This window comes from Sphingopyxis sp. FD7, from assembly GCF_003609835.1.
Taxonomy (GTDB): Bacteria; Pseudomonadota; Alphaproteobacteria; order Sphingomonadales; family Sphingomonadaceae; genus Sphingopyxis.
Genome location: NZ_AP017898.1, coordinates 1,971,734 through 1,989,352 on the forward strand (window position 1 = coordinate 1,971,734; position 17,619 = coordinate 1,989,352).

Below are 17,619 nucleotides of genomic sequence, written 5' to 3' on the forward strand. Positions count from 1 at the left end.
CAGGGCCCGCCCCCCTGATGACGTCACCATCAGCGGAGGGCAGGCTTTGCGCGGTCAAATCACGGACTTTCTATCGTTTTGTCACCAGATGCGGACACGCTCTTCGGGTGTCAGGTACAGCTTCTGGCCGGGCTTAACCTGAAACGCCTTATACCAAGGGTCAAGGTTGCGCGAGACCCAAGTCCGCTGAATCGAGGGCGCGTGGGGATCGGTGGTGATCCGCTGCGACAGATTCTGCTCGCGGTAATTGCGCCGCCACACCTGCGCCCAGCCGAGGAAGAAGCGCTGGTCGCCGGTCAGGCCGTCCAGCACGGGCGCCTCCTTGCCGCCGAGCGACTTCTTATACGCCTCATAGGCGACGGTCAGGCCGGCAAGGTCGCCGATATTTTCGCCGAGCGTGAAGGTGCCGTCGAGCTTTTCGCCGGGCAGCACTTCATAGGCGTCATATTGCGCGACCAATGCCTTGCCCGCCGCCTCGAACGCCGCGACGTCGGCGGGGGTCCACCAATCGGCGAGCTTGCCCGTCTCGTCATATTTCGCGCCCTGGTCGTCGAAATGATGGCTGATCTCATGGCCGATCACCGCGCCGATGCCGCCATAGTTGATCGCCGGGTCGGCGTGCGGATCGAAAAAGGGCGGTTGCAGGATAGCGGCCGGAAAGACGATCTCGTTCATGCCGAAATTGGCATAGGCGTTGACCGTCATCGGGGTCATGCCCCATTCCCAGCGGCGGATCGGCCCGCCGAGGCGGCTGATATTGTCGTCGTGCGCAAACTGGTTCGACCGCAGCGCGTTGCCGAACAGGTCGTCGGCCTTGATCTCCAGCTTGCTGTAATCCTTCCAGCGGTCGGGATAGCCGATCTTGGTCGTGAAATTGGCAAGCTTCTTCTTCGCCTTGACCTTGGTTTCGGGCTGCATCCAGCTCAGCCCGTCGATGCGGTCGCCCATCGCCGCCAGCACATTCCTGACGAGCTGGTCCATCGCCGCCTTGGTTTCGGGCGGGAAATATCTGGCGACATAATCCTGGCCGACCGCCTCGCCCATATTGTTCGTGGTGAAATCGACCGCGCGCTTCCAGCGTTCCTGCATCTGCGGCGTGCCCGACAGCGCGGTGCCATAGAAGGAGAAGGCTTCCTGCGCGACCGCATCGGGCAGCACGTCCGAAAAGCCATCGAGGCTGCGGACGATCAGCAGGTCGCGGATGACGCCGATCGGCGCTTCGGCGAGCAGCTTCGCTTCGCCGGTGAAGGCGCTCGGCTGCGACACGAGCAGCGAATCCTCCTTGACGCCGATGCCGCGAATGAAGGTCTGCCAATCGAAGCCAGGCGCCGCGGCCGCCAGCTCGGCGATCGTCATCTTGTTATAGACTTTGGTGGCGTCGCTGCTGTCATTCTTGTCCCAGTGGACGGTCGCGATCTGCTTCTCGAAATCATAGATTGCCTGCGCACGCGCCGCGGCGTTCGCCTCGCCGACCAGCGTCAGCACATTTTCGAGATGCTTCAGATAGGCGGCCTGGAGCCTGGTATTGCGCTCATTCTCTTTCAGATAGAAATCGCGGTCGGGCATGCCGATGCCGCCCTGGAACATCGTGTAGATGTAAACGTCGGGATTTTTGTCGTCCTGCCCGACATAGCCGCCAAAGAAATGCCGCACTCCGTTGCGGTCGGCCTCGGCGAGCAGCCTGGCCAGCCCCGCCTTGTCGACGGTGCGGATCTGGTTCAGCCACGGCTCGATCGGCGCCAGGCCCTTGGCCTCGACCGTCGCCGCGTCGAGATAGGCGGCATAGGCGCGGCCGATCATGCTGTTCGGATCGGTCCTGGCCGCCTCCAGGATTTCCTGCGTGCGCGTCTGCGACAGATCGGCCAGCACGGTGAACATGCCGAAGTTCGATTTGTCGGCCGGGATCTCGGTATTTTTCGCCCAGGTGCCGTTGGCATAGGCGTAAAAATCGTCACCCGGCTGGACGCTCTTGTCCATGCCCGAAAGGTCGAAGCCGAAGGTGCCGAGTTCGGGTTTCGCAGCGCTCGCGGCGGCGGACGCCGCTGCGGGCTTTTCCTCGGCCGCCGCCGGAACGGCGGTCAGCATCAGCGCGCCGAGCGCGGCGCTCGCCATCAGGCGCGAAGTCTTGGGCAGGTGGATCATGATATTCCCCGGTTATCAGAATGAAGCGGCAACCCGTGCCGCGTCGGTGCGGAACGGGTCGGCGATGGATCAGCTATACGCCTGCGAAGGGCCGGTTCAACCAGCCGCCGTGTCGCTCGTCGATGCCTCATGTCGTTGGTCGCGTGCGCGCGCCAGCTTGCGCCGCCAGCGTAGGCGAATCCAATTGTCCCAGAAGATCGCGGCCAGCACATAGCCGACCGCCGCCGCGACGACGGAAATCACGAACAGCCCCGCGAGCATCGCCGGCGCGGCGTCCGAAAAGGTCCAGCGCACCCACTCGCCCGCCGATGCGCCATGCTCGATCATCGCCGAAAAGGTCGCGCTGTTCGCCTGAAGCCCGAACAGCCAGTCGCCGAGCCATACCGAGGCGAGGATGATGAACGGGGTCGTCACCGGGTTCGACAAAAAGGTCATCGCCGCGCCGATCGGAATGTTCGCACGCACCGGCAACGCGAGCAGCGCGACGCCCAGAATCTGGACGCCGGGAATGAGGAAAAAAATGCCGACAAACAGGCCGAGCGCCGTGCCGCGCGGCACCGAGGTGCGCGTGAAGCGCCACAAATGGCTGTGCGCGACCCTATGGGCAAACGGCTTGACGAAACGGCTCGCGAGCAGTTCCTCGCGCGTCGGTGAATTGCGGCGGATCCAGTTCATCACCGCGGCCTTGTCGCGGGATTTGCTATCCTTTGGCGTGCCGCCGCTCATCCGCGGTCCTTCAGCAGTCGTTGCTTGTCGCGCTTCCAGTCGCGTTCCTTGATCGACTCGCGCTTGTCGTGCGCCTTCTTGCCCTTGGCGAGCGCGAGTTCGACCTTGGCGCGGCCGCGGCTGTTGAAATAGACGCTGAGGGGCACGAGCGTCATCCCCTGCCGCATCACGCCCGCGTGCAGCTTGTTGATCTCGCGCCAATTGAGCAGCAGCTTGCGCGGCCGCCTGGGCTCGTGATTGAAACGATTGCCGTGGCTGAACTCAGGGATATTGGCGTTGATCAGCCACACTTCGCCGCCGTTCACCTCGGCATAGCTTTCGGCAATCGTCCCCTCGCCGAAGCGCAGCGACTTGACCTCGGTGCCCTGCAGCGCGATCCCCGCCTCGAAAACCTGCTCGATGGCATAATCGAAGCGCGCGCGCCGGTTCTCGGCGACGATCTTTTTCTTGTCGAACTCGGCGGCGGACTGCGGACGGGCCATGACGAAAGCTTAAATCACTCCTGCCGACGACAATGCGGCATCGACGGTCGCGCGCGATGCGGCGGACGCCGGGATGATAGGTAGGCGCACTTCGGGCGAAAACCAGTCATGGACGCGCGACAGCGCATATTTGACCGGCCCCGGCGAGGTGTCGGAGAACATCGCCTTGTGCAGCGCGAACAACCGCTCGTGGAGCATCAGCGCCCGCGTCCAGTCGCCCGCGGCGCAGGCGGCGGCGAAATCGGCGCAGAGGCGCGGCGCGACATTGGCGGTGACCGAAATGCACCCCGCGCCGCCCATCGCCGCGTGCGGCAACCACAGATCGTCGTTGCCCGACAGCTGGCAGAAATCACGCCCCGCTCCTGCGCGGTGGATGGTCACGCGGGCAAGGTCGCCGCTCGCATCCTTGACGGCCACGACGGTCGGGATCTCGGCCAGCCTGCTCATCGTTTCGGCACTGATGTCGGCGACGGTGCGGCTGGGGACGTTATAAACGACGATCGGCAGGTCGCTGGCATCGGCCAGCGCCTTGAAATGCGCGACCATCCCGTCCTGGCTCGGCCGGTTGTAATAGGGCGCGACGATCAGCGCCGCATCGGCGCCCGACGCCTGCGCGTGGCGCATGTGACGAATCGCGGTCGCGGTGTCGTTCGATCCGCAACCCGCGATCACCGGCACGCGCCCCGCCGCCGCTTCGATGCAGCAGTCGATCACGCGATAATGTTCGTCAAATCCCAGCGTCGGGCTTTCGCCCGTCGTCCCGCACGGCACCAGCGCGCTCGATCCTTCTTTGACTTGCCAATCCACAAGCTGCGCAAAGGCGGGCGCATCGAACGCCCCGTCGCGAAATGGCGTCACCAAGGCGGGAATGGAACCCGAAAACATGCTCCGCTCCTTTACAAGGACATGGCCGACCCGATAGAATCCGGGCTGCGCGCCGCTATTGGACGTCTATTCAGCGACCCGCAAGGAGTTTGGCGTTACGATGACCGCCATGTTGTCGATATCTTCCCTCTCCCGCCTCGCTCTCGCGCTGGCGCTCGCCTTTCCCACCGCCGCCATCGCCAGCGAGCTTACCCCCGAACAAATGGCCTGGTATCGCGCCCAGATGGGACTGGCCTCGGTATCGGGGCCCCCGCCCGCTCCCAATATGGTCGGCGAAGCGGTGCTGGAATGGCGCCGCCTCACCGCGAACAGCGGCGCGTCCTTCGATCAGCTCTCGCGTTTCCTGATGGCGAACAAGGGCTGGCCCGATACGGACAAGCTGCGCCTGCGCGCTGAAAAGGCGATCGCGCTCGACAGTTTCGATCCCGCGCGCACGCTTGCCTATTTCGCCGCCTATCCGCCGCAGACCGCCAGCGGCCACCTGCGCATGGCGATGGCGCTGAACGCCTCGGGTCGGCGCCAGGAAGCCCATGCCGCGGTGCGCCGCGCGTGGACCAGCGGACCGCTCGACGATTATGAAACCAGCCGCGTGCTCGGCATGTTCCCCGGCGCGCTGACGCTCGCCGACCATGACGCGCGCATGGACAGGCTGCTGTGGATGGGGGAAACCTCGGCCGCCAGCCGCCAGCTCGGCTATACGTCGCCCGAAAAGCGCGCGATCTTTGCCGCGCGCCTCGCGATGCGCAGCGGCGCGGTCGATGCCGCGCTCCAGGCCTCGGCGGTCGAAAGCGTCCATCCGTCGCTGGTCCGCACCGACCCCGGTTATATCACCGACAAGGCGACCTGGCTGCGTGCGTCGGGCCGCGTCGGCGAAGCCCGCGCGCTGCTCGCCGCGCCCCGGTCGCTGACAAGCGCGCCGACCGACGCCGAGGAGTGGCTGGAAACCCTGCTCACCAACGCACGCCTCGCCGAGAGCGGCGGCGACAAGCTCACCGCCTATAATATCGCGCGCCAGCTGGGCGACGCGCTGCCGCCCGGCACCCTGGTCCGCGAAACCCCGCTCGGCGTGCGCGACGATTATACGTCGCTCGCCTGGCTGGCGGGGCAGCTCGCCTTCAAGGATCTCGGCCGCCCCGCCGAGGCCGCAAAGCTCTTCCGTGCCTATGGCGAGGCGGCGCGCTCGGCGCAAACGCGCACCAAGGGATTCTACTGGGCGGGCCGCGCCGCGCTCGCCGCGGGCGACCGTGCGGCGGCGAACGCACATTTCGCCGATGCCGCGCAACATTATGACCAATTCTATGGCCAGCTGGCGCTCGAGCGGCTGGGCCGTCCGCAACCCAAACCGACGCCGAACCCGACCATCGAGATCAGCGCCGACGAGCAGCGCGCGTTCGAGGACGACCGGCTGGTCCGCGCCGCGCGCGCGCTTGGCGAAATCGGCGCGTGGCGCGAGCAGTCGCTCTTCCTCCGCGCGCTCGCGCAACGGGCGAGCACGCCCGCCGACCATGTGCTCGCAGGCAGGCTCGCGTCGCAGATCGGCCGCCCGGACCTCGGCGTGATGATCGGCCGCAGCGCGCAGGCGAACAGCCTCGACGCGGTGGAGGTTTCGGGCTTCCCGACCGTGCGCATCCCCGCGGGGCATGAGAATAACTGGACCTTCATCCACGCGATCACGCGCCAGGAAAGCCAGTTCGACCGCGCCGCGATCAGCCACGCCGGCGCGCGCGGGATGATGCAGCTGATGCCCGGCACCGCGCGCGAAGTCGCGGGCAAGCTGGGCCTCAGCTATGACGGCGGCGCGCTGACCACCGACACCAATTATAATATGACGCTGGGTTCGACCTATTTTCAGCAGATGCTGCGCTATTATGGCGGCAGCTATCCGCTCGCGGTCGCCGCCTATAACGCCGGGCCGGGCAATGTGAACAAATGGCTGCGCGCCAACGGCGACCCGCGCACCGGCGCGATTGACATCCTCGACTGGATCGAGGCGATCCCGATCTTCGAGACGAAAAACTATGTCCAGCGCGTGCTGGAAAATGCCGTCGTCTACGACACGCTGCGCGACGGCAAGACGCTGCCCAACGCGCCGCTGAGCTTCTATCTCGGCAAGCGCACGCCGGGTTGATGCTCCCTCATGGTCGTCATCCCGGCGCAGGCCGGGACGACGATATAGGTTCTGGACGGATGGCGGCGGATAAAACGAACATCATCAGCCCCGCGGGCTTTGCCGCGCTGCGCGCCGAATATGACGCGCTGCTCGGGCAGGAGCGACCGAAGCTGGTCGAGGTCATCAGCTGGGCAGCGGGCAATGGCGACCGCAGCGAGAATGGCGACTATATCTATGGCCGCAAGCGCCTTCGCGAAATCGACCGGCGCCTCGGCTTCCTCGCGCGCCGCATGAAGACCGCGCGCATCGTCGACCCCGCCGAGCAGCCCGACAAGAGCCGCATCTGGTTCGGCGCGACGGTCGAGCTGGCCGATGACGACGATGCGCGGCGCACCGTCACGCTGGTCGGCGACGATGAGGCCGAGGCGGGCGAAGGCCGGATCGGCTGGAACAGTCCGCTCGCCCGCGCACTGCGCGGCGCCGCGGTCGGCGATCTCCGGACGGTGCAGCTTCCCGCGGGGCCGAAATTATGGGAAGTGATCGCGATCCGCTATCCGTGAGCGTCACCCGCCGATGCCCGCGATCAGCTCGCGCTGATCCTTGCGCAGTTCGGGCAGGTCGCGCGCCAGCCGCGCCCAATGCGCCGCCTCGCGGGCGTCGGCGGCAACCCCCGTTCCCTTGGCATAGGCATGCGCCAGGATCGCCCGCGATCCCGCGAAGCCCGCGCGCGCCGCGAGGGCGCAATCCTCGATCGCCGCCGCCAGCGTCTTGTCGGCGAAATGCGCCTCGCACAGCCAGTGATTGCCTTCGGGATTGCCCGCGTCGGCGAGGGCGCGAAGCCGCGCGAGGTTCGCGGCGCGCGTGTCGGGAAAAAAGGTGAGCGCAAAGATCGCCGCGGGATGTCCCTTCTCGGCCGCCTCGGCATAGAGCGCCTGCGACCGCGCAAAATCGGGCGGGCCAAAGCGTCCCGCCGTCAGTTGATAGGCGAGGTGCGTCTTCGCCTTTGAAAAACCTGCATTCGACGCCGCGACATACAGGTCATAGGCGCGCTTGACGTCGGCGGGCGACGGATCATTTTCGAGAAGCAGATAGGCGAGTTCCTGCTGCCCCGCCGGGAACCCCTGCGCCGCCGACTGTTCAAGATAGGCGCGCGCGCGGGCGACATCCTTCTTCACCCCGACCCCCAGCGAGAACATATAGCCCACCAGCTGCTGCGCGAGCGGATGGCCGCCGTCGGCGAGCGCGACGAGCTTCGCCGCGGGATGGCGCGACAGCACATCGGCGATCAGCACCGGCTCGTCCTCGATCGCCAGCCGGTCGAGCGAAATGTCGGCGAGCGGATCGGCGGCGGTGCCGCGGACGGCCGCCGTCGATGGCGGCGGGGGCGGCGCCGCCAGCGGCCTGATTCCGCCGGTCAGTGCGGCCCGCACCGGTATCTCGGGCGGCGCGACCAGATAATAATCCTCGAACCAGCTGCCATAATGAAAGGGCTGTTGCGGCCCCAGCTCCATTCCGTGCGTCCGCTTGTAAACTTCGCGCGAGACGACCTTGAAATAATCGCCGATCTCGAGCCCCGGTATCGCCAGCTCCTTGACCACGGCCGCGGCAAAAGGGCTGACCGGCGACCCTGGCGGCGCGAAATCGAGCGCCGGGCGTCCCTTTGCGGTGGAATAGAAAACGGCTCCCTGCGCGATGTCGAGCAGGCCGAGCGGCGCCGATCCGGCCTCGCCGCGCGCGGTGTCGACGTCGGCGATTCGCACGACCGGTTCGGCGGTGCGGCACGCATCGACAAAGACCAGCGTGAACGCGCCGTCGGGAACGATGCGCTCGACCGCCGCCTCGATCGACAGGTAACGCTTTTCGATATCGGCGCGGCGCGTCGCCGGCGGCGCATCCATCGGGACCAGCCAGTTGCGCCCGCCATATTCAAAACCGTGCCCCGCATAATAGAGGATGACCGACTTCGCGCCCGCCGCTTCGGCCGCGAAGCGCGTCAGCGCGGCGTCGAGCGCGCCCATGTCGGCATTGCGAACGATCCGCGGCGCGATGCCGGCCTTTTGGAACGCGGCACAGACATGATCGATGTCGTTGACCGCATTCTTCAACGACGGCCATTCCCAATCATTATAAGCGCTGTTGCCGATCAGCAGCGCGACGCGGTCGCCCCGCAGGGGCGCGTCGCCGCATGGGGAAGTTTGCGCGGACGCGGTAAGTGCGCCGAACAGGGCCGCCATAACCGCCGCACCAAAAGCGCCCAAGCGCATTCGCTCGCCCATGCTTACCCCCCGTGACACGCGCCTAGACACTGCGAGGCGCCAAACCTAAAACGGCAGAAATCTGCGCAACTTCACACTGAAATCGCACCACCCAGCGTTTTTCGACCTGCCGGGACGACGGTAAGGGAGCGACCCGATGTAGGAAAGCGGAAACTCCGCGGCGTCAGGGTTGCAGCAGCACCGGAATGATCCAGATCGCCGACAACACGATCACCACGGCGATCAGCGAAAACGCCAGCACATAGCGGACATTATGCCCTTTGACTCCGCCGCTCGCTTCGGTTTCGTCCACTTCGACATGATCGTCGACGACTTTCATCGCGTGTCTCCCTTCTGCTTCGCCTTAGAACGCAGCCTTTTGCCGCGCGGTTCCCCGCGGCCGGGTGTCGGGCGAGATGCCAGAGGGTCTGTAAGCCGGGTTCTGTCCACCCCGTTGCCGGGGATGGGCGATCATTCCTCTAGGCGGACGGTTACCCGACCGCTCAAGCAGTCAACCCGGACGGCGGGGCCGGAACCAGCCCTGGTTTCCCGTGCCATCCCTATTCGACCTTGCTCCCGGTGGGGTTTGCCGTGCCGCGTCCGTTACCGTCCGCGCGGTGCGCTCTTACCGCACCCTTTCACCTTTCGCCGGGCCGAAGCCTTTGGCGGTCTGCTCTCTGTGGCACTTTCCCTGACCCCTTTTGGGGGGGCCGCCGGACGTTATCCGGCACCGTGGTTTCCGTGGAGCCCGGACTTTCCTCCCCTTCCTTGCGAAAGCGGCGATCGCCCGACCCTCTGGCACGCTCCCAATATAGCGCGAATGATGGGGGATGGCGAGCGAATGTGGGAGGACGCCTTGGGGTGGGGAGCGGTCCCATACGTCCGTCATGCTGGCTGCGGCGATGGCCTCGCTGTTTCAGCATCCATGGCCCGACCTCTAATCGGGCACTGCGCCGGAGGAAACAAATGGGCCATGGACCCTGAAACAAGTTCAGGGTGACGATGAAGCAAAGGTGCGCTGTCGCTCGCTAACGGCCGCTCAATTCCCCTCGGGCTGCGGCAGCAGCAGCGCGAGCAGGATCGCCCGGCATTCGCCGTCGATCGTCCCGTCGATCAGTTCGGGGCGAAAGCGCCGCTGGAACGCGACCGTCGCCGCAAAACCGTCGGTCACGTCATAGCCGAAGCGTTCGAGCGCGAGCAGGAAGCCCGCGTCGGTCCACAGCGGATCGGTCAGCTTCTTGGTCGGGCGCGGCAGCGCGAGGCGGCGGCGCGCGAGTTCTTCCCACGGGAACAGCTCGCCCGGATCCTGCTTGCGCGTCGGCGCGATGTCGGAATGGCCGACGACATTGCCGCGCGTGATCGCATAACGGTCCTTGATCAGATGAACGAGCCGCACGACCGAAGCGATCTGGGGTTCAGGAAAGGGGACATAACCATATTCGTGTCCCGGATTGACGATCTCGATCCCGATGCTCGCCGAATTGATGTCGCTGACGCCGCGCCAATGCGCCTTGCCCGCATGCCACGCACGTTTGTCCTCGGGCACCATATGGGTGACCTGGCCATCCTCGCTGACGACATAATGGGCGGATACCTTTGCCGCAGGATCGGCAAGCCGATCAATGGCTTCGGCGCCGGTCTTCATGCCCGTATAATGAAGGACGATCATCGAAACGGGCAGCGCGCGCTCGTCGAAATTGGGAGACCAGCGTTCGACAAAATCGCTCATGCGCCTTTTTGGCCCGTCCTGTGGCTGCCTGTCCGTCGCTTGCGCCAGCGGGGGACAAAAAGCAAGGTCAGGCGGCGACCGGCCGCCCGGAACCGAGGCGCCGTGCCTGCTGGTCGGCGGGTTCGTAAAGCCCGCGCAGTCGCGGACTGGCGACGAACTGGTCGGTTTGCCCCAGCACCGTTTCGCCCGCGCCGAGCACGAGGAAACTCTGCGGCGCCGCCGCCGCGCGCAGCCGCGCAAACGCCTTCTGCCGCATCGGCAGCGAGAAATAGAGCAGCAGATTGCGGCAGAAGATGAGGTCGGCCGGCGAGGCCAGCGGCGGCCGGTCGGTCAGCATGTTCTGCACCGAAAAGTCGATCCGGCGGCGCAGATCCGCCTTGGCGAGCCAGCCGCTCTCGGTCTGGTCGAACCAGCGCACCATGCGCTGCACGGGAAGGCCGCGCTGGATCTCGAACTGACTGAACAGCCCCACGCGCGCGCGGCCGATCGCCTGATGGCTGACGTCGGTTCCGACAATATCGACCTGCCAGCCCGCCCATGTCGCGCCCTGTTCGGCGATCAGCATCGCCATCGAATAGGCTTCCTGCCCCGTCGAAACGCCGCAGTGCCAGATGGTGAGCCGCCGTCGCTCGGCATTGATCGCACGCAACTTTTCAAGTGCTGTCGCAGCAATGTCATCGAACACACTATGTTCGCGATAAAAATATGTTTCATTGTTCAACATCGCGTCGACCGTGTCGTCGAGCAGCTGACGGCTGTTCGCGGTGACAAGCGCGCCAACGAGCGCATCGAGGTCGGCGATGCCATGGCGTTGCATCACCGGCTTCAGCGACATTTCGATGCGCCAGATGCGGCTCGGCGACAGCGTCTGGCCGGTCCGTGATTCGAGCACCCCCATCAGCACACGATAGGCCGATTCGCTGGCGCTCGCCCCCATCATGCTTTGTGGCGCCCCGGCGCCCGGCCAGAGAGGAAACTGCCGAGCATCAGCGCAATCGCATCGGGATTGAGCGTCGCCGCGGCGATCCCCGCCTTTGCCACCGCGCCCGGCATTCCCCAGATGACACAGCTTTCGGGGGCCTGGGCAAAAACCGTGCCCCCCGCCGATTTCAGCCGCGCCGCGCCCACCGCCCCGTCGCGCCCCATGCCGCTCAGGATCACCGCGACGCCGCCCTTGCCATAGGTTTCGGCAACCGAATCGAGCATCGGGTCGGCCGACGGACAGCAGCCATTGTCGACGGGGCGGCGGTCGAGCGCGATTTCGCGGCGCGCGCCATTGGCGACGACGAGCAGATGCGCGTCGCCCGGCGCCAGATAGATATGCCCCGGCTCGACCGCCATTCCCGCCGCGGCGACATGCACGCGCCGACTTGTCATCATGCCGATCTGCCGTGCGTAGAACGCCATGAAGGCGTCGGGCAAATGCTGCGTCAGCAGGATCGGCGCGGTCACCCGCGGATCGAGATGGGCGAGGAAATTGGTAAAGGCCGGGATGCCGCCCGTTGAAGCGGCAACCGCGATGCAATCGATCGGCTGGTCGGTGTCGACGATCATCGAAACCGGCGCAGGGGCCCGCCGTTGCGCAACGGGAACGGGCGCGGGAAACTCCTGCTGGTTGCCCAGCGTGAGGATGCGATCGGTCAGCACCTCGGCAAAGCGCCCCGAAAAACTGCCGCGTCCCGGCTTCGCCAAAGTATCGCTCGCCCCGAGCGCCAGCGCCTCGACCGCTGCGGGACCACCTTCGACGCAGTTCGACGACAGGATGAGCACCCGCGCCCGCGCCGCCCGTTCCAATATATGCGGCAGCGCGTCGATCCCGTTCATGCCCGGCATCTCGATATCGAGCACGACGACGTCGACGGGTTCGCGCGCCAGATAGTCCAACGCATCCTTTGCAGAGGCAACCGAAGCGCAGACGCAAAGACCCGGCCGCTGTTCGACGATGCGTTCAAGGATGCTGCGCACGACAAGGCTGTCGTCGACCAGCATCACCCGCACCGTCCGCGTCGGCGGATCGGGGTCGGGAGCCAGGGGTTGCGCAAGCGCCATCGAACCGGACCTTTGCGTCAGGCGACGCCGACGAGCTGCAACTTTCCTTCGAGCGTTTCGCGGTCGAACGGCTTCATCACATATTCGTCCGCGCCCGCCTCGATTGCGGCGCGAATATGGTCGATGCTGTTTTCGGTGGTGCAGAAAACCACCCGCGGGCGCTCCTCATGGCCGTAATCCAGGTCATTGAACGCGCCCAGAAACTCCATCCCGCTCATCACCGGCATGTTCCAGTCGAGCAGGATCACATCGGGCCGATTGGCTCGGCAATAGGTCAGCGCCTCTTGTCCGTCGGCAGCTTCCTCGACCGCAAAGGACATGCTTTCAAGGATATGGCGCGCGACCTTGCGAATGACTTTGCTGTCATCAACGACCAGACAGGATTTCGACATCAAATTAACTCCGACCCCCGGACATATCGCCACGCTAATGGCAAGACGTGTGCAGCGCGTTAATGAACGGCACGATTCACGCCGCCTTTAGGCCGGGCAAATGAATGAGATGCGACGGATCGACGACGAGCAGCGAAGCGCCGTCATGTTCGATCATCGCGTCGGCGACGCGCGCCCATCCCGGAAGCAGCTTTCCGGCGATGCGCGTCTCGGGTGCCTCGATGAAGCAGACATCCTCGATCTCGTCGGCAAGCAGCGCATAGCCATGTTCGGCGACTTCGATCACGATCACCCTTTGCCCGGCGACGACGGGGACCGCAGGCAGGCCGATCACGACATGCGGATCGATCAGCGTGAAAACGCGGCTGCGCAGAGCGAACAGCCCCGCGACGTGCGGCGGGGCGGCCGGCACCTCGACCGGCGTTCCGACGGTCACGACCGAGTGGATGGTCCGGCTCCGCAACGCGACACGCGTGTCGGCGATGCGGGCGATCAGATAGAGTTTCTCCATCATGGCCGTGCCCCCCCCACGCGGCGGCGCATCGCGGCGAGCAGCGCCTCGCGGTCGTAACGATAGACGCTCTGGTCGTCGGGCGCCGTCGCCTCGATCGACGATCGCAGGCGGATCACCGGCACCTCGCCCGCGCCATGGTCGCAAAGCTCGCTCTCGTCCGACAGGCAGAGCAGCAGGTCGGGAGTTTCGTCGGCGGTCTCGCCCGCGAGCGTGACGCGATACCCCGCGCCGCGCAGGATCGGCGCCAGGAAATTGGCGCCCCAGCCGTCATGGTCGTCGGCCAGATGGCAGAGCGGTTCGCGCAGCGGCAACGGGGCCGGGCGAACGGCCTGTTGTTCCATCAGCCAGAAGGGGTCGATCAGCTCGACCGGTTCGCCGCCAATCAGTGCGACGCCCGCGATCAACCCCGGCGTCGGCGATGGCTGGATCGCATCGGGCAGCCGAACGATGTCGATGACTTCGGCGATCGGGTAGCACAGCACCGATCGGCCGTCGTGGAGGCGGAGAAGCTTGATGTTGCCCTCTCCGGCCGGCGGCTGGGCGGTGTGGACCGGGAAAATCGCCTCGCCGATCTGCGCCTGCACGCGGCCCGCACTTTCGAACAGCGCGGACGCCGGGACGTCCTCGACGCGCTCGATCACCGACAGGCGGATGCCGCGCACCCGCTTGTTCAGATCGCGGAACAGCAGCAGCTGCGTCGCGTTGCGCGTCGCCAGCGCGTCGGCCTCGGCGTCGGCCAGCCCGTCCTTGCTGCGCCCCGCTTCGCTGGCGTCGATCCCCGCGACCGCGAGCAGCCCCTGCACGTCGAGGAGGAGCACCGGGCGGCCGTTGTCGGGCAGCGTCGTCCCCGCATAAAGCCCCGTCGCCATGATCATCGGCGCCGCGGGCTTGATCACCAGTTCCTCATGGTCGTGGATCGCCGCCACGCTCAGCGCATAGCTTTGCCCCTGCCCCGGCCGCACGATCACCAGCGCGCGGTCGTCCGCGTCATCGTCGCTGCCGCATTCGCAGCCGAGAATGGTCTCCAGGCGCAGCAGCGGGAATTGTTCGCCGCGCACCGTCGCCAGCTCGCCGCCGCCGACGCGGTCGACGCGCACCGTGTCGCCGCTCTCGAGCAGGATTTCACGCACCGCGCCGCGCGGGATGGCGAAATACTGCCCCGCCGCGCGCACCATCAGCCCCGAAATGATCGTCAGCGTCATCGGCACGCGCAACAGGATGGCGAGCCCGCGTCCCTCGTCATTGCGCAGCTCGACGATGCCGCCGATCTTCTCCACATTGGCCTTGACGATGTCCATGCCGACGCCGCGGCCTGACACCGCGGTGACCTTTGCCGCGGTCGAAAAACCGGGGCGGAAGATGAGCTCGAGCTTTTCCCTGGGCGACAGCGCGCGGGCGTCGGCCGCGGTCAGCAGCCGCGACGCGATCGCTTTCGCGACCAGCGCGTCGGGCGACAGGCCGCGCCCGTCGTCGCGCACCTCGATTTCGATCTGGTTGCCCGACTGGCGCGCCGCGACCGAAATCGTCGCCGTAATATCCTTGCCCGCGGCGACCCGGTCGTCCAGCGTCTCGATGCCATGATCGATCGCGTTGCGGACGATGTGGATCAGCGGATCGCGGATATTTTCCATCATCTCGCGGTCGAGTTCGACTTCGCCGCCGCTCGTCTGGAACGCGACCTTCTTGCCCAGTTCCTGCGCCAGATCGCGGACGATGCGCGGCAGCGGCGCGAACAATTTGTCGATGCGCTGCATCCGCATCTGGCTGACCGACTGGCGCATCCCGGCGATCGAATCGGACAGGCGGTCGAACGCGGCGATCGTCGCGCTGTCGGCGCCCGATTCGCGCAGCATCCGGGCAAATTCGTTGCGCGCCAGCACGATGTCGGTAACCCCGGTCATCACGCTGTCGAGCAAGGGCAGCGGCACGCGGATCGACCGCCAACCGTTGACGTCGGCGCCGACATCCTCTTCGCGGCGGAGCGGGACACCCGCCACTTCGACAGGCGCAGGCGCTCCCGCCTCCTGCCGTGCCAGCGCGCCGATGACGTCGCTGTCGTCGCCGACGGGCTCGGCGCCGTCCTGCCCCAGCGCGGCGCACAGCGCGTTCAGCCGGTCGATGACCGCCAGCACGCCCGACACGAGCGCGGCGTCGGCGGCGCGGTGGCCGCGACGCACCTGGTCGAGCGCATCCTCGGCGGCGTGCGCCAGCGCGGTGACGCGCGGCAGCGCCAGAAAGCCCGAACTGCCCTTGATCGTGTGGACGAGGCGAAAAATCGCGTCGAGCTGCGCGCGGTCGGCGGGGTCCGCCTCCCACGCGACGATCGCCCCGCCCGCATCGGACAGGATTTCGGCCGTTTCGGCCAGAAAGTCGTTCAGCAGATCGTCCATCGCCGTATCGGTGCGCCCCATAAACTTGCGGCGACACCATGGCGGACAATGGTTAAAAGTGGCTTTACCCGCGCCCCCGCAGCACCGCGCCGACGAGCAGCGAGGTCGGCGTTTCGCGCGCCAGCATCACCCTGCCCTCGCTCTGCCGCGCCACCGCCTGCACCAGCACGGCGGGTGCGGTGCGCGACGTCATCGGGCTGGCGTCTTCGCCCTCGGCCAATATGCGCTCAACGTCGGCGTCGAGGAAGATGCGCTCGGCCTCGACGTGCAGCGCAATTTCGATGCCCTCTCCCTGCTTTTCACAGCCGACGTCGAGCCGCCCGCCGCGCACCAGCGCATCGATCAGCAGCAACGCGAGGTTGAGGACGATCTTGACCGCGGGTTTGGGCAGCGGGTCGGCGCCGATCATCCAGTTGAGCGTGATCGCGCGGTCGCCGATGATCCCCTCGATCGCCGATTTGGCTTCCTCCGGCGGAACGAGCTCGCCGAAACCGCCCGCCGACCCAAAGGCCAGACGAAAGAATTTGAGCTTGTTCGCCGACGTCCGCGCGCTCTGCTCGAGCAATTCGACACAGCGCGCACGCATTTCGGGGTCTTTCTCGTCGGCGAGCAGTTCGAGCCCGTTGGCGAAGGCGCCGACAGGGCTGAGCAGGTCATGACACAGGCGCGAGGCCAGCATGGAGGCGAAATCGACGCGGTCGTCGGACATGGATGAACAGGCTCCCCAGCGCAGCCGCCGGATTTACCCGGCGTGCGCCGCTCCTAGTGCAGCCAGGGGGGAAAGGGCAAGCGCGATGCGGGCTGCTTCACCGCCATTCGCCCTTCCCCATTTTGCCGTCATCCCGGCGCAGGCCGGGATCTCGCCGGTGCGTCAGGTTGTGAGGGCGAGATCCCGGCCTGCGCCGGGATGACGAAATGGTGGCGCGCGCGACGCCCCGGTCCCTTGAAAATCGGCGCGCCAAACACACATCCCCGTCAATGTTGGGGGACGACGAGATACTGACCGTGACGCTCGATGACGCGGCGGCGGGGCTGCGGCTCGACCGGGCGCTTGCCGAAGCGCTCCCCAGCCTGTCGCGTGAGCGGTTGAAAAGCCTTATCAAAGGCGGCCGCGTGCTCGACGTTCACGGCGCAATCCTGTGGGATCCCGCCGCGAAAACCGTGCCGCCTGCGACGATCGAAATCCGCCTGCCCGCTACGCTGCCCGCGCACAATGTCGCGCAGGACATGGGCCTCGTCATCGCCTATGAAGACGAGCATCTGATCGTGATCGACAAGCCCGCGGGAATGGTGGTCCACCCCGCCGCGGGCAATCTCGACGGCACGATGGTCAATGCGCTGCTCCATCATTGCGCGGGGCAGTTGTCGGGCATCGGCGGCGTCGCGCGGCCGGGAATCGTCCACCGCATCGACAAGGATACGAGCGGGCTGATCGTCGCCGCCAAGCATGACAAGGCGCACGAAGGGCTCGCAAAACAATTTGCCGCGCACAGCATCGACCGCCGCTATCTGGCGATCGCGACCGGACGCCCGATGCCCGCGAACGGCACCGTCGACGCCGCGCTCGGCCGGTCGGCGACCAACCGCAAGAAGATGGCGGTCGTCGCCGCGGGCCGCGGCAAACATGCGATCACCCATTATCGCACGATCGAGCCACTCAAGGGTGCGACCTTGATCGAATGCCGGCTGGAGACCGGACGCACGCATCAGGTGCGCGTCCATATGGCGCATATCGGCCATCCGCTGGTCGGCGATCCGGTCTATGGTCGCGCCCGAAAGCCGCTTTCGGATGTGTTGAAGGCCTGCAATTTCGCGCGGCAGGCATTGCACGCGGCCCATTTGGGCTTTATTCATCCGGTGACCGGTAACAGCATCGCGCTCGACAGCGAACTCCCAGCGGACATGCGGGAACTGATCGATGAACTGCGCGTTTAGGTTTCGAATA

Annotated in this window: 16 protein-coding genes and 1 other RNA gene; 3 read left to right on the top strand and 14 right to left on the bottom strand. The window is 66.1% G+C overall.

Going from position 1 to position 17,619, the window contains the following annotated elements; all coding sequences use genetic code 11:
- Positions 1 to 81: 81 nt before the first annotated feature.
- The 4 genes from SPYCA_RS09300 to dapA all read right to left on the bottom strand — a co-directional run bounded on the left by SPYCA_RS09300 (position 82) and on the right by dapA (position 4,235).
- Positions 82 to 2,142, bottom strand: a complete 2,061-nt coding sequence (locus SPYCA_RS09300; RefSeq protein WP_172595025.1) for a M13 family metallopeptidase — start codon at positions 2,140 to 2,142, stop codon at positions 82 to 84.
- A gap of 96 nt (positions 2,143 to 2,238) precedes the next feature.
- Positions 2,239 to 2,868: a DUF2062 domain-containing protein gene (locus SPYCA_RS09305; RefSeq protein ID WP_120219919.1), complete on the bottom strand. Its 630-nt coding sequence runs from the start codon at positions 2,866 to 2,868 to the stop codon at positions 2,239 to 2,241.
- Positions 2,865 to 3,350: an SsrA-binding protein SmpB gene (gene smpB / locus SPYCA_RS09310; protein ID WP_120219920.1), complete on the bottom strand. Its 486-nt coding sequence runs from the start codon at positions 3,348 to 3,350 to the stop codon at positions 2,865 to 2,867. The genes SPYCA_RS09305 and smpB overlap by 4 nt, the downstream gene beginning before the upstream one ends.
- Positions 3,351 to 3,359: 9 nt before the next feature.
- Positions 3,360 to 4,235, bottom strand: a complete 876-nt coding sequence (dapA, locus tag SPYCA_RS09315) for a 4-hydroxy-tetrahydrodipicolinate synthase (protein ID WP_120219921.1) — start codon at positions 4,233 to 4,235, stop codon at positions 3,360 to 3,362.
- A 100-nt stretch (positions 4,236 to 4,335) separates the two neighbouring features.
- Here dapA and SPYCA_RS09320 point away from each other — a divergent pair, with 100 nt between their 5' ends.
- Positions 4,336 to 6,363, top strand: a complete 2,028-nt coding sequence (locus tag SPYCA_RS09320) for a lytic transglycosylase domain-containing protein (RefSeq protein WP_120222244.1) — start codon at positions 4,336 to 4,338, stop codon at positions 6,361 to 6,363.
- A gap of 59 nt (positions 6,364 to 6,422) precedes the next feature.
- Positions 6,423 to 6,905, top strand: coding sequence for a transcription elongation factor GreB (gene greB, locus SPYCA_RS09325; protein ID WP_120219922.1), 483 nt, complete (start codon positions 6,423 to 6,425; stop codon positions 6,903 to 6,905).
- A 3-nt stretch (positions 6,906 to 6,908) separates the two neighbouring features.
- On the opposite strand, the gene SPYCA_RS09330 is transcribed toward greB, so the two are convergent.
- The 10 genes from SPYCA_RS09330 to SPYCA_RS09370 form a co-directional block, all read right to left on the bottom strand.
- Positions 6,909 to 8,579 carry a caspase family protein gene (locus tag SPYCA_RS09330; protein ID WP_172595026.1) on the bottom strand — a complete coding sequence of 557 codons (1,671 nt, stop codon included), beginning with the start codon at positions 8,577 to 8,579 and terminating at the stop codon, positions 6,909 to 6,911.
- Between the two features lie 205 nt (positions 8,580 to 8,784).
- A complete protein-coding gene (locus SPYCA_RS19255) occupies positions 8,785 to 8,940 on the bottom strand; it encodes a hypothetical protein (RefSeq protein ID WP_172595027.1) in 156 nt (51 codons plus the stop codon).
- A 75-nt stretch (positions 8,941 to 9,015) separates the two neighbouring features.
- Positions 9,016 to 9,399: RNase P RNA component class A (gene rnpB, locus SPYCA_RS09335), an RNA gene on the bottom strand.
- A gap of 240 nt (positions 9,400 to 9,639) precedes the next feature.
- On the bottom strand, positions 9,640 to 10,329 hold the full coding sequence (locus SPYCA_RS09340; protein ID WP_120219924.1) for an N-acetylmuramoyl-L-alanine amidase: 690 nt from the start codon (positions 10,327 to 10,329) through the stop codon (positions 9,640 to 9,642).
- Positions 10,330 to 10,396: 67 nt separating this feature from the next.
- A complete protein-coding gene (locus SPYCA_RS09345; RefSeq protein WP_120219925.1) occupies positions 10,397 to 11,269 on the bottom strand; it encodes a CheR family methyltransferase in 873 nt (290 codons plus the stop codon).
- On the bottom strand, positions 11,266 to 12,378 hold the full coding sequence (gene cheB / locus SPYCA_RS09350) for a chemotaxis-specific protein-glutamate methyltransferase CheB (RefSeq protein WP_120219926.1): 1,113 nt from the start codon (positions 12,376 to 12,378) through the stop codon (positions 11,266 to 11,268). Before cheB ends, SPYCA_RS09345 begins: the two co-directional genes overlap by 4 nt.
- Positions 12,379 to 12,395: 17 nt before the next feature.
- Positions 12,396 to 12,770, bottom strand: coding sequence for a response regulator (locus tag SPYCA_RS09355; protein WP_120219927.1), 375 nt, complete (start codon positions 12,768 to 12,770; stop codon positions 12,396 to 12,398).
- A 76-nt stretch (positions 12,771 to 12,846) separates the two neighbouring features.
- Positions 12,847 to 13,284, bottom strand: coding sequence for a chemotaxis protein CheW (locus tag SPYCA_RS09360; RefSeq protein WP_120219928.1), 438 nt, complete (start codon positions 13,282 to 13,284; stop codon positions 12,847 to 12,849).
- On the bottom strand, positions 13,281 to 15,674 hold the full coding sequence (locus tag SPYCA_RS09365; protein WP_120222245.1) for a chemotaxis protein CheA: 2,394 nt from the start codon (positions 15,672 to 15,674) through the stop codon (positions 13,281 to 13,283). The genes SPYCA_RS09360 and SPYCA_RS09365 overlap by 4 nt, the downstream gene beginning before the upstream one ends.
- Positions 15,675 to 15,738: 64 nt before the next feature.
- Entirely contained in the window at positions 15,739 to 16,383 is a 645-nt protein-coding gene (locus tag SPYCA_RS09370; protein WP_120219929.1) for a histidine phosphotransferase family protein, read from the bottom strand.
- A gap of 269 nt (positions 16,384 to 16,652) precedes the next feature.
- On the opposite strand from SPYCA_RS09370, the gene SPYCA_RS09375 reads away from it, so the two are divergent.
- On the top strand, positions 16,653 to 17,609 hold the full coding sequence (locus SPYCA_RS09375; protein WP_120219930.1) for an RluA family pseudouridine synthase: 957 nt from the start codon (positions 16,653 to 16,655) through the stop codon (positions 17,607 to 17,609).
- Positions 17,610 to 17,619: the final 10 nt, after the last annotated feature.

What these genes read in the sequence shown, in the direction of transcription:
- SPYCA_RS09330 (WP_172595026.1), bottom strand. Translation starts at nt 8,579, where the DNA reads ATGGCGGCCCTGTTCGGCGCACTTACCGCGTCCGCGCAAACTTCCCCA.
- greB (WP_120219922.1), top strand. Translation starts at nt 6,423, where the DNA reads ATGGCGGCGGATAAAACGAACATCATCAGCCCCGCGGGCTTTGCCGCG.
- SPYCA_RS19255 (WP_172595027.1), bottom strand. Translation starts at nt 8,940, where the DNA reads ATGAAAGTCGTCGACGATCATGTCGAAGTGGACGAAACCGAAGCGAGC.
- SPYCA_RS09360 (WP_120219928.1), bottom strand. Translation starts at nt 13,284, where the DNA reads ATGATGGAGAAACTCTATCTGATCGCCCGCATCGCCGACACGCGTGTC.
- cheB (WP_120219926.1), bottom strand. Translation starts at nt 12,378, where the DNA reads ATGGCGCTTGCGCAACCCCTGGCTCCCGACCCCGATCCGCCGACGCGG.
- SPYCA_RS09320 (WP_120222244.1), top strand. Translation starts at nt 4,336, where the DNA reads ATGACCGCCATGTTGTCGATATCTTCCCTCTCCCGCCTCGCTCTCGCG.
- smpB (WP_120219920.1), bottom strand. Translation starts at nt 3,350, where the DNA reads ATGGCCCGTCCGCAGTCCGCCGCCGAGTTCGACAAGAAAAAGATCGTC.
- SPYCA_RS09375 (WP_120219930.1), top strand. Translation starts at nt 16,653, where the DNA reads ATGTTGGGGGACGACGAGATACTGACCGTGACGCTCGATGACGCGGCG.
- dapA (WP_120219921.1), bottom strand. Translation starts at nt 4,235, where the DNA reads ATGTTTTCGGGTTCCATTCCCGCCTTGGTGACGCCATTTCGCGACGGG.
- SPYCA_RS09365 (WP_120222245.1), bottom strand. Translation starts at nt 15,674, where the DNA reads ATGGACGATCTGCTGAACGACTTTCTGGCCGAAACGGCCGAAATCCTG.
- SPYCA_RS09300 (WP_172595025.1), bottom strand. Translation starts at nt 2,142, where the DNA reads ATGATCCACCTGCCCAAGACTTCGCGCCTGATGGCGAGCGCCGCGCTC.
- SPYCA_RS09355 (WP_120219927.1), bottom strand. Translation starts at nt 12,770, where the DNA reads ATGTCGAAATCCTGTCTGGTCGTTGATGACAGCAAAGTCATTCGCAAG.
- SPYCA_RS09370 (WP_120219929.1), bottom strand. Translation starts at nt 16,383, where the DNA reads ATGTCCGACGACCGCGTCGATTTCGCCTCCATGCTGGCCTCGCGCCTG.
- SPYCA_RS09340 (WP_120219924.1), bottom strand. Translation starts at nt 10,329, where the DNA reads ATGAGCGATTTTGTCGAACGCTGGTCTCCCAATTTCGACGAGCGCGCG.
- SPYCA_RS09345 (WP_120219925.1), bottom strand. Translation starts at nt 11,269, where the DNA reads ATGATGGGGGCGAGCGCCAGCGAATCGGCCTATCGTGTGCTGATGGGG.
- SPYCA_RS09305 (WP_120219919.1), bottom strand. Translation starts at nt 2,868, where the DNA reads ATGAGCGGCGGCACGCCAAAGGATAGCAAATCCCGCGACAAGGCCGCG.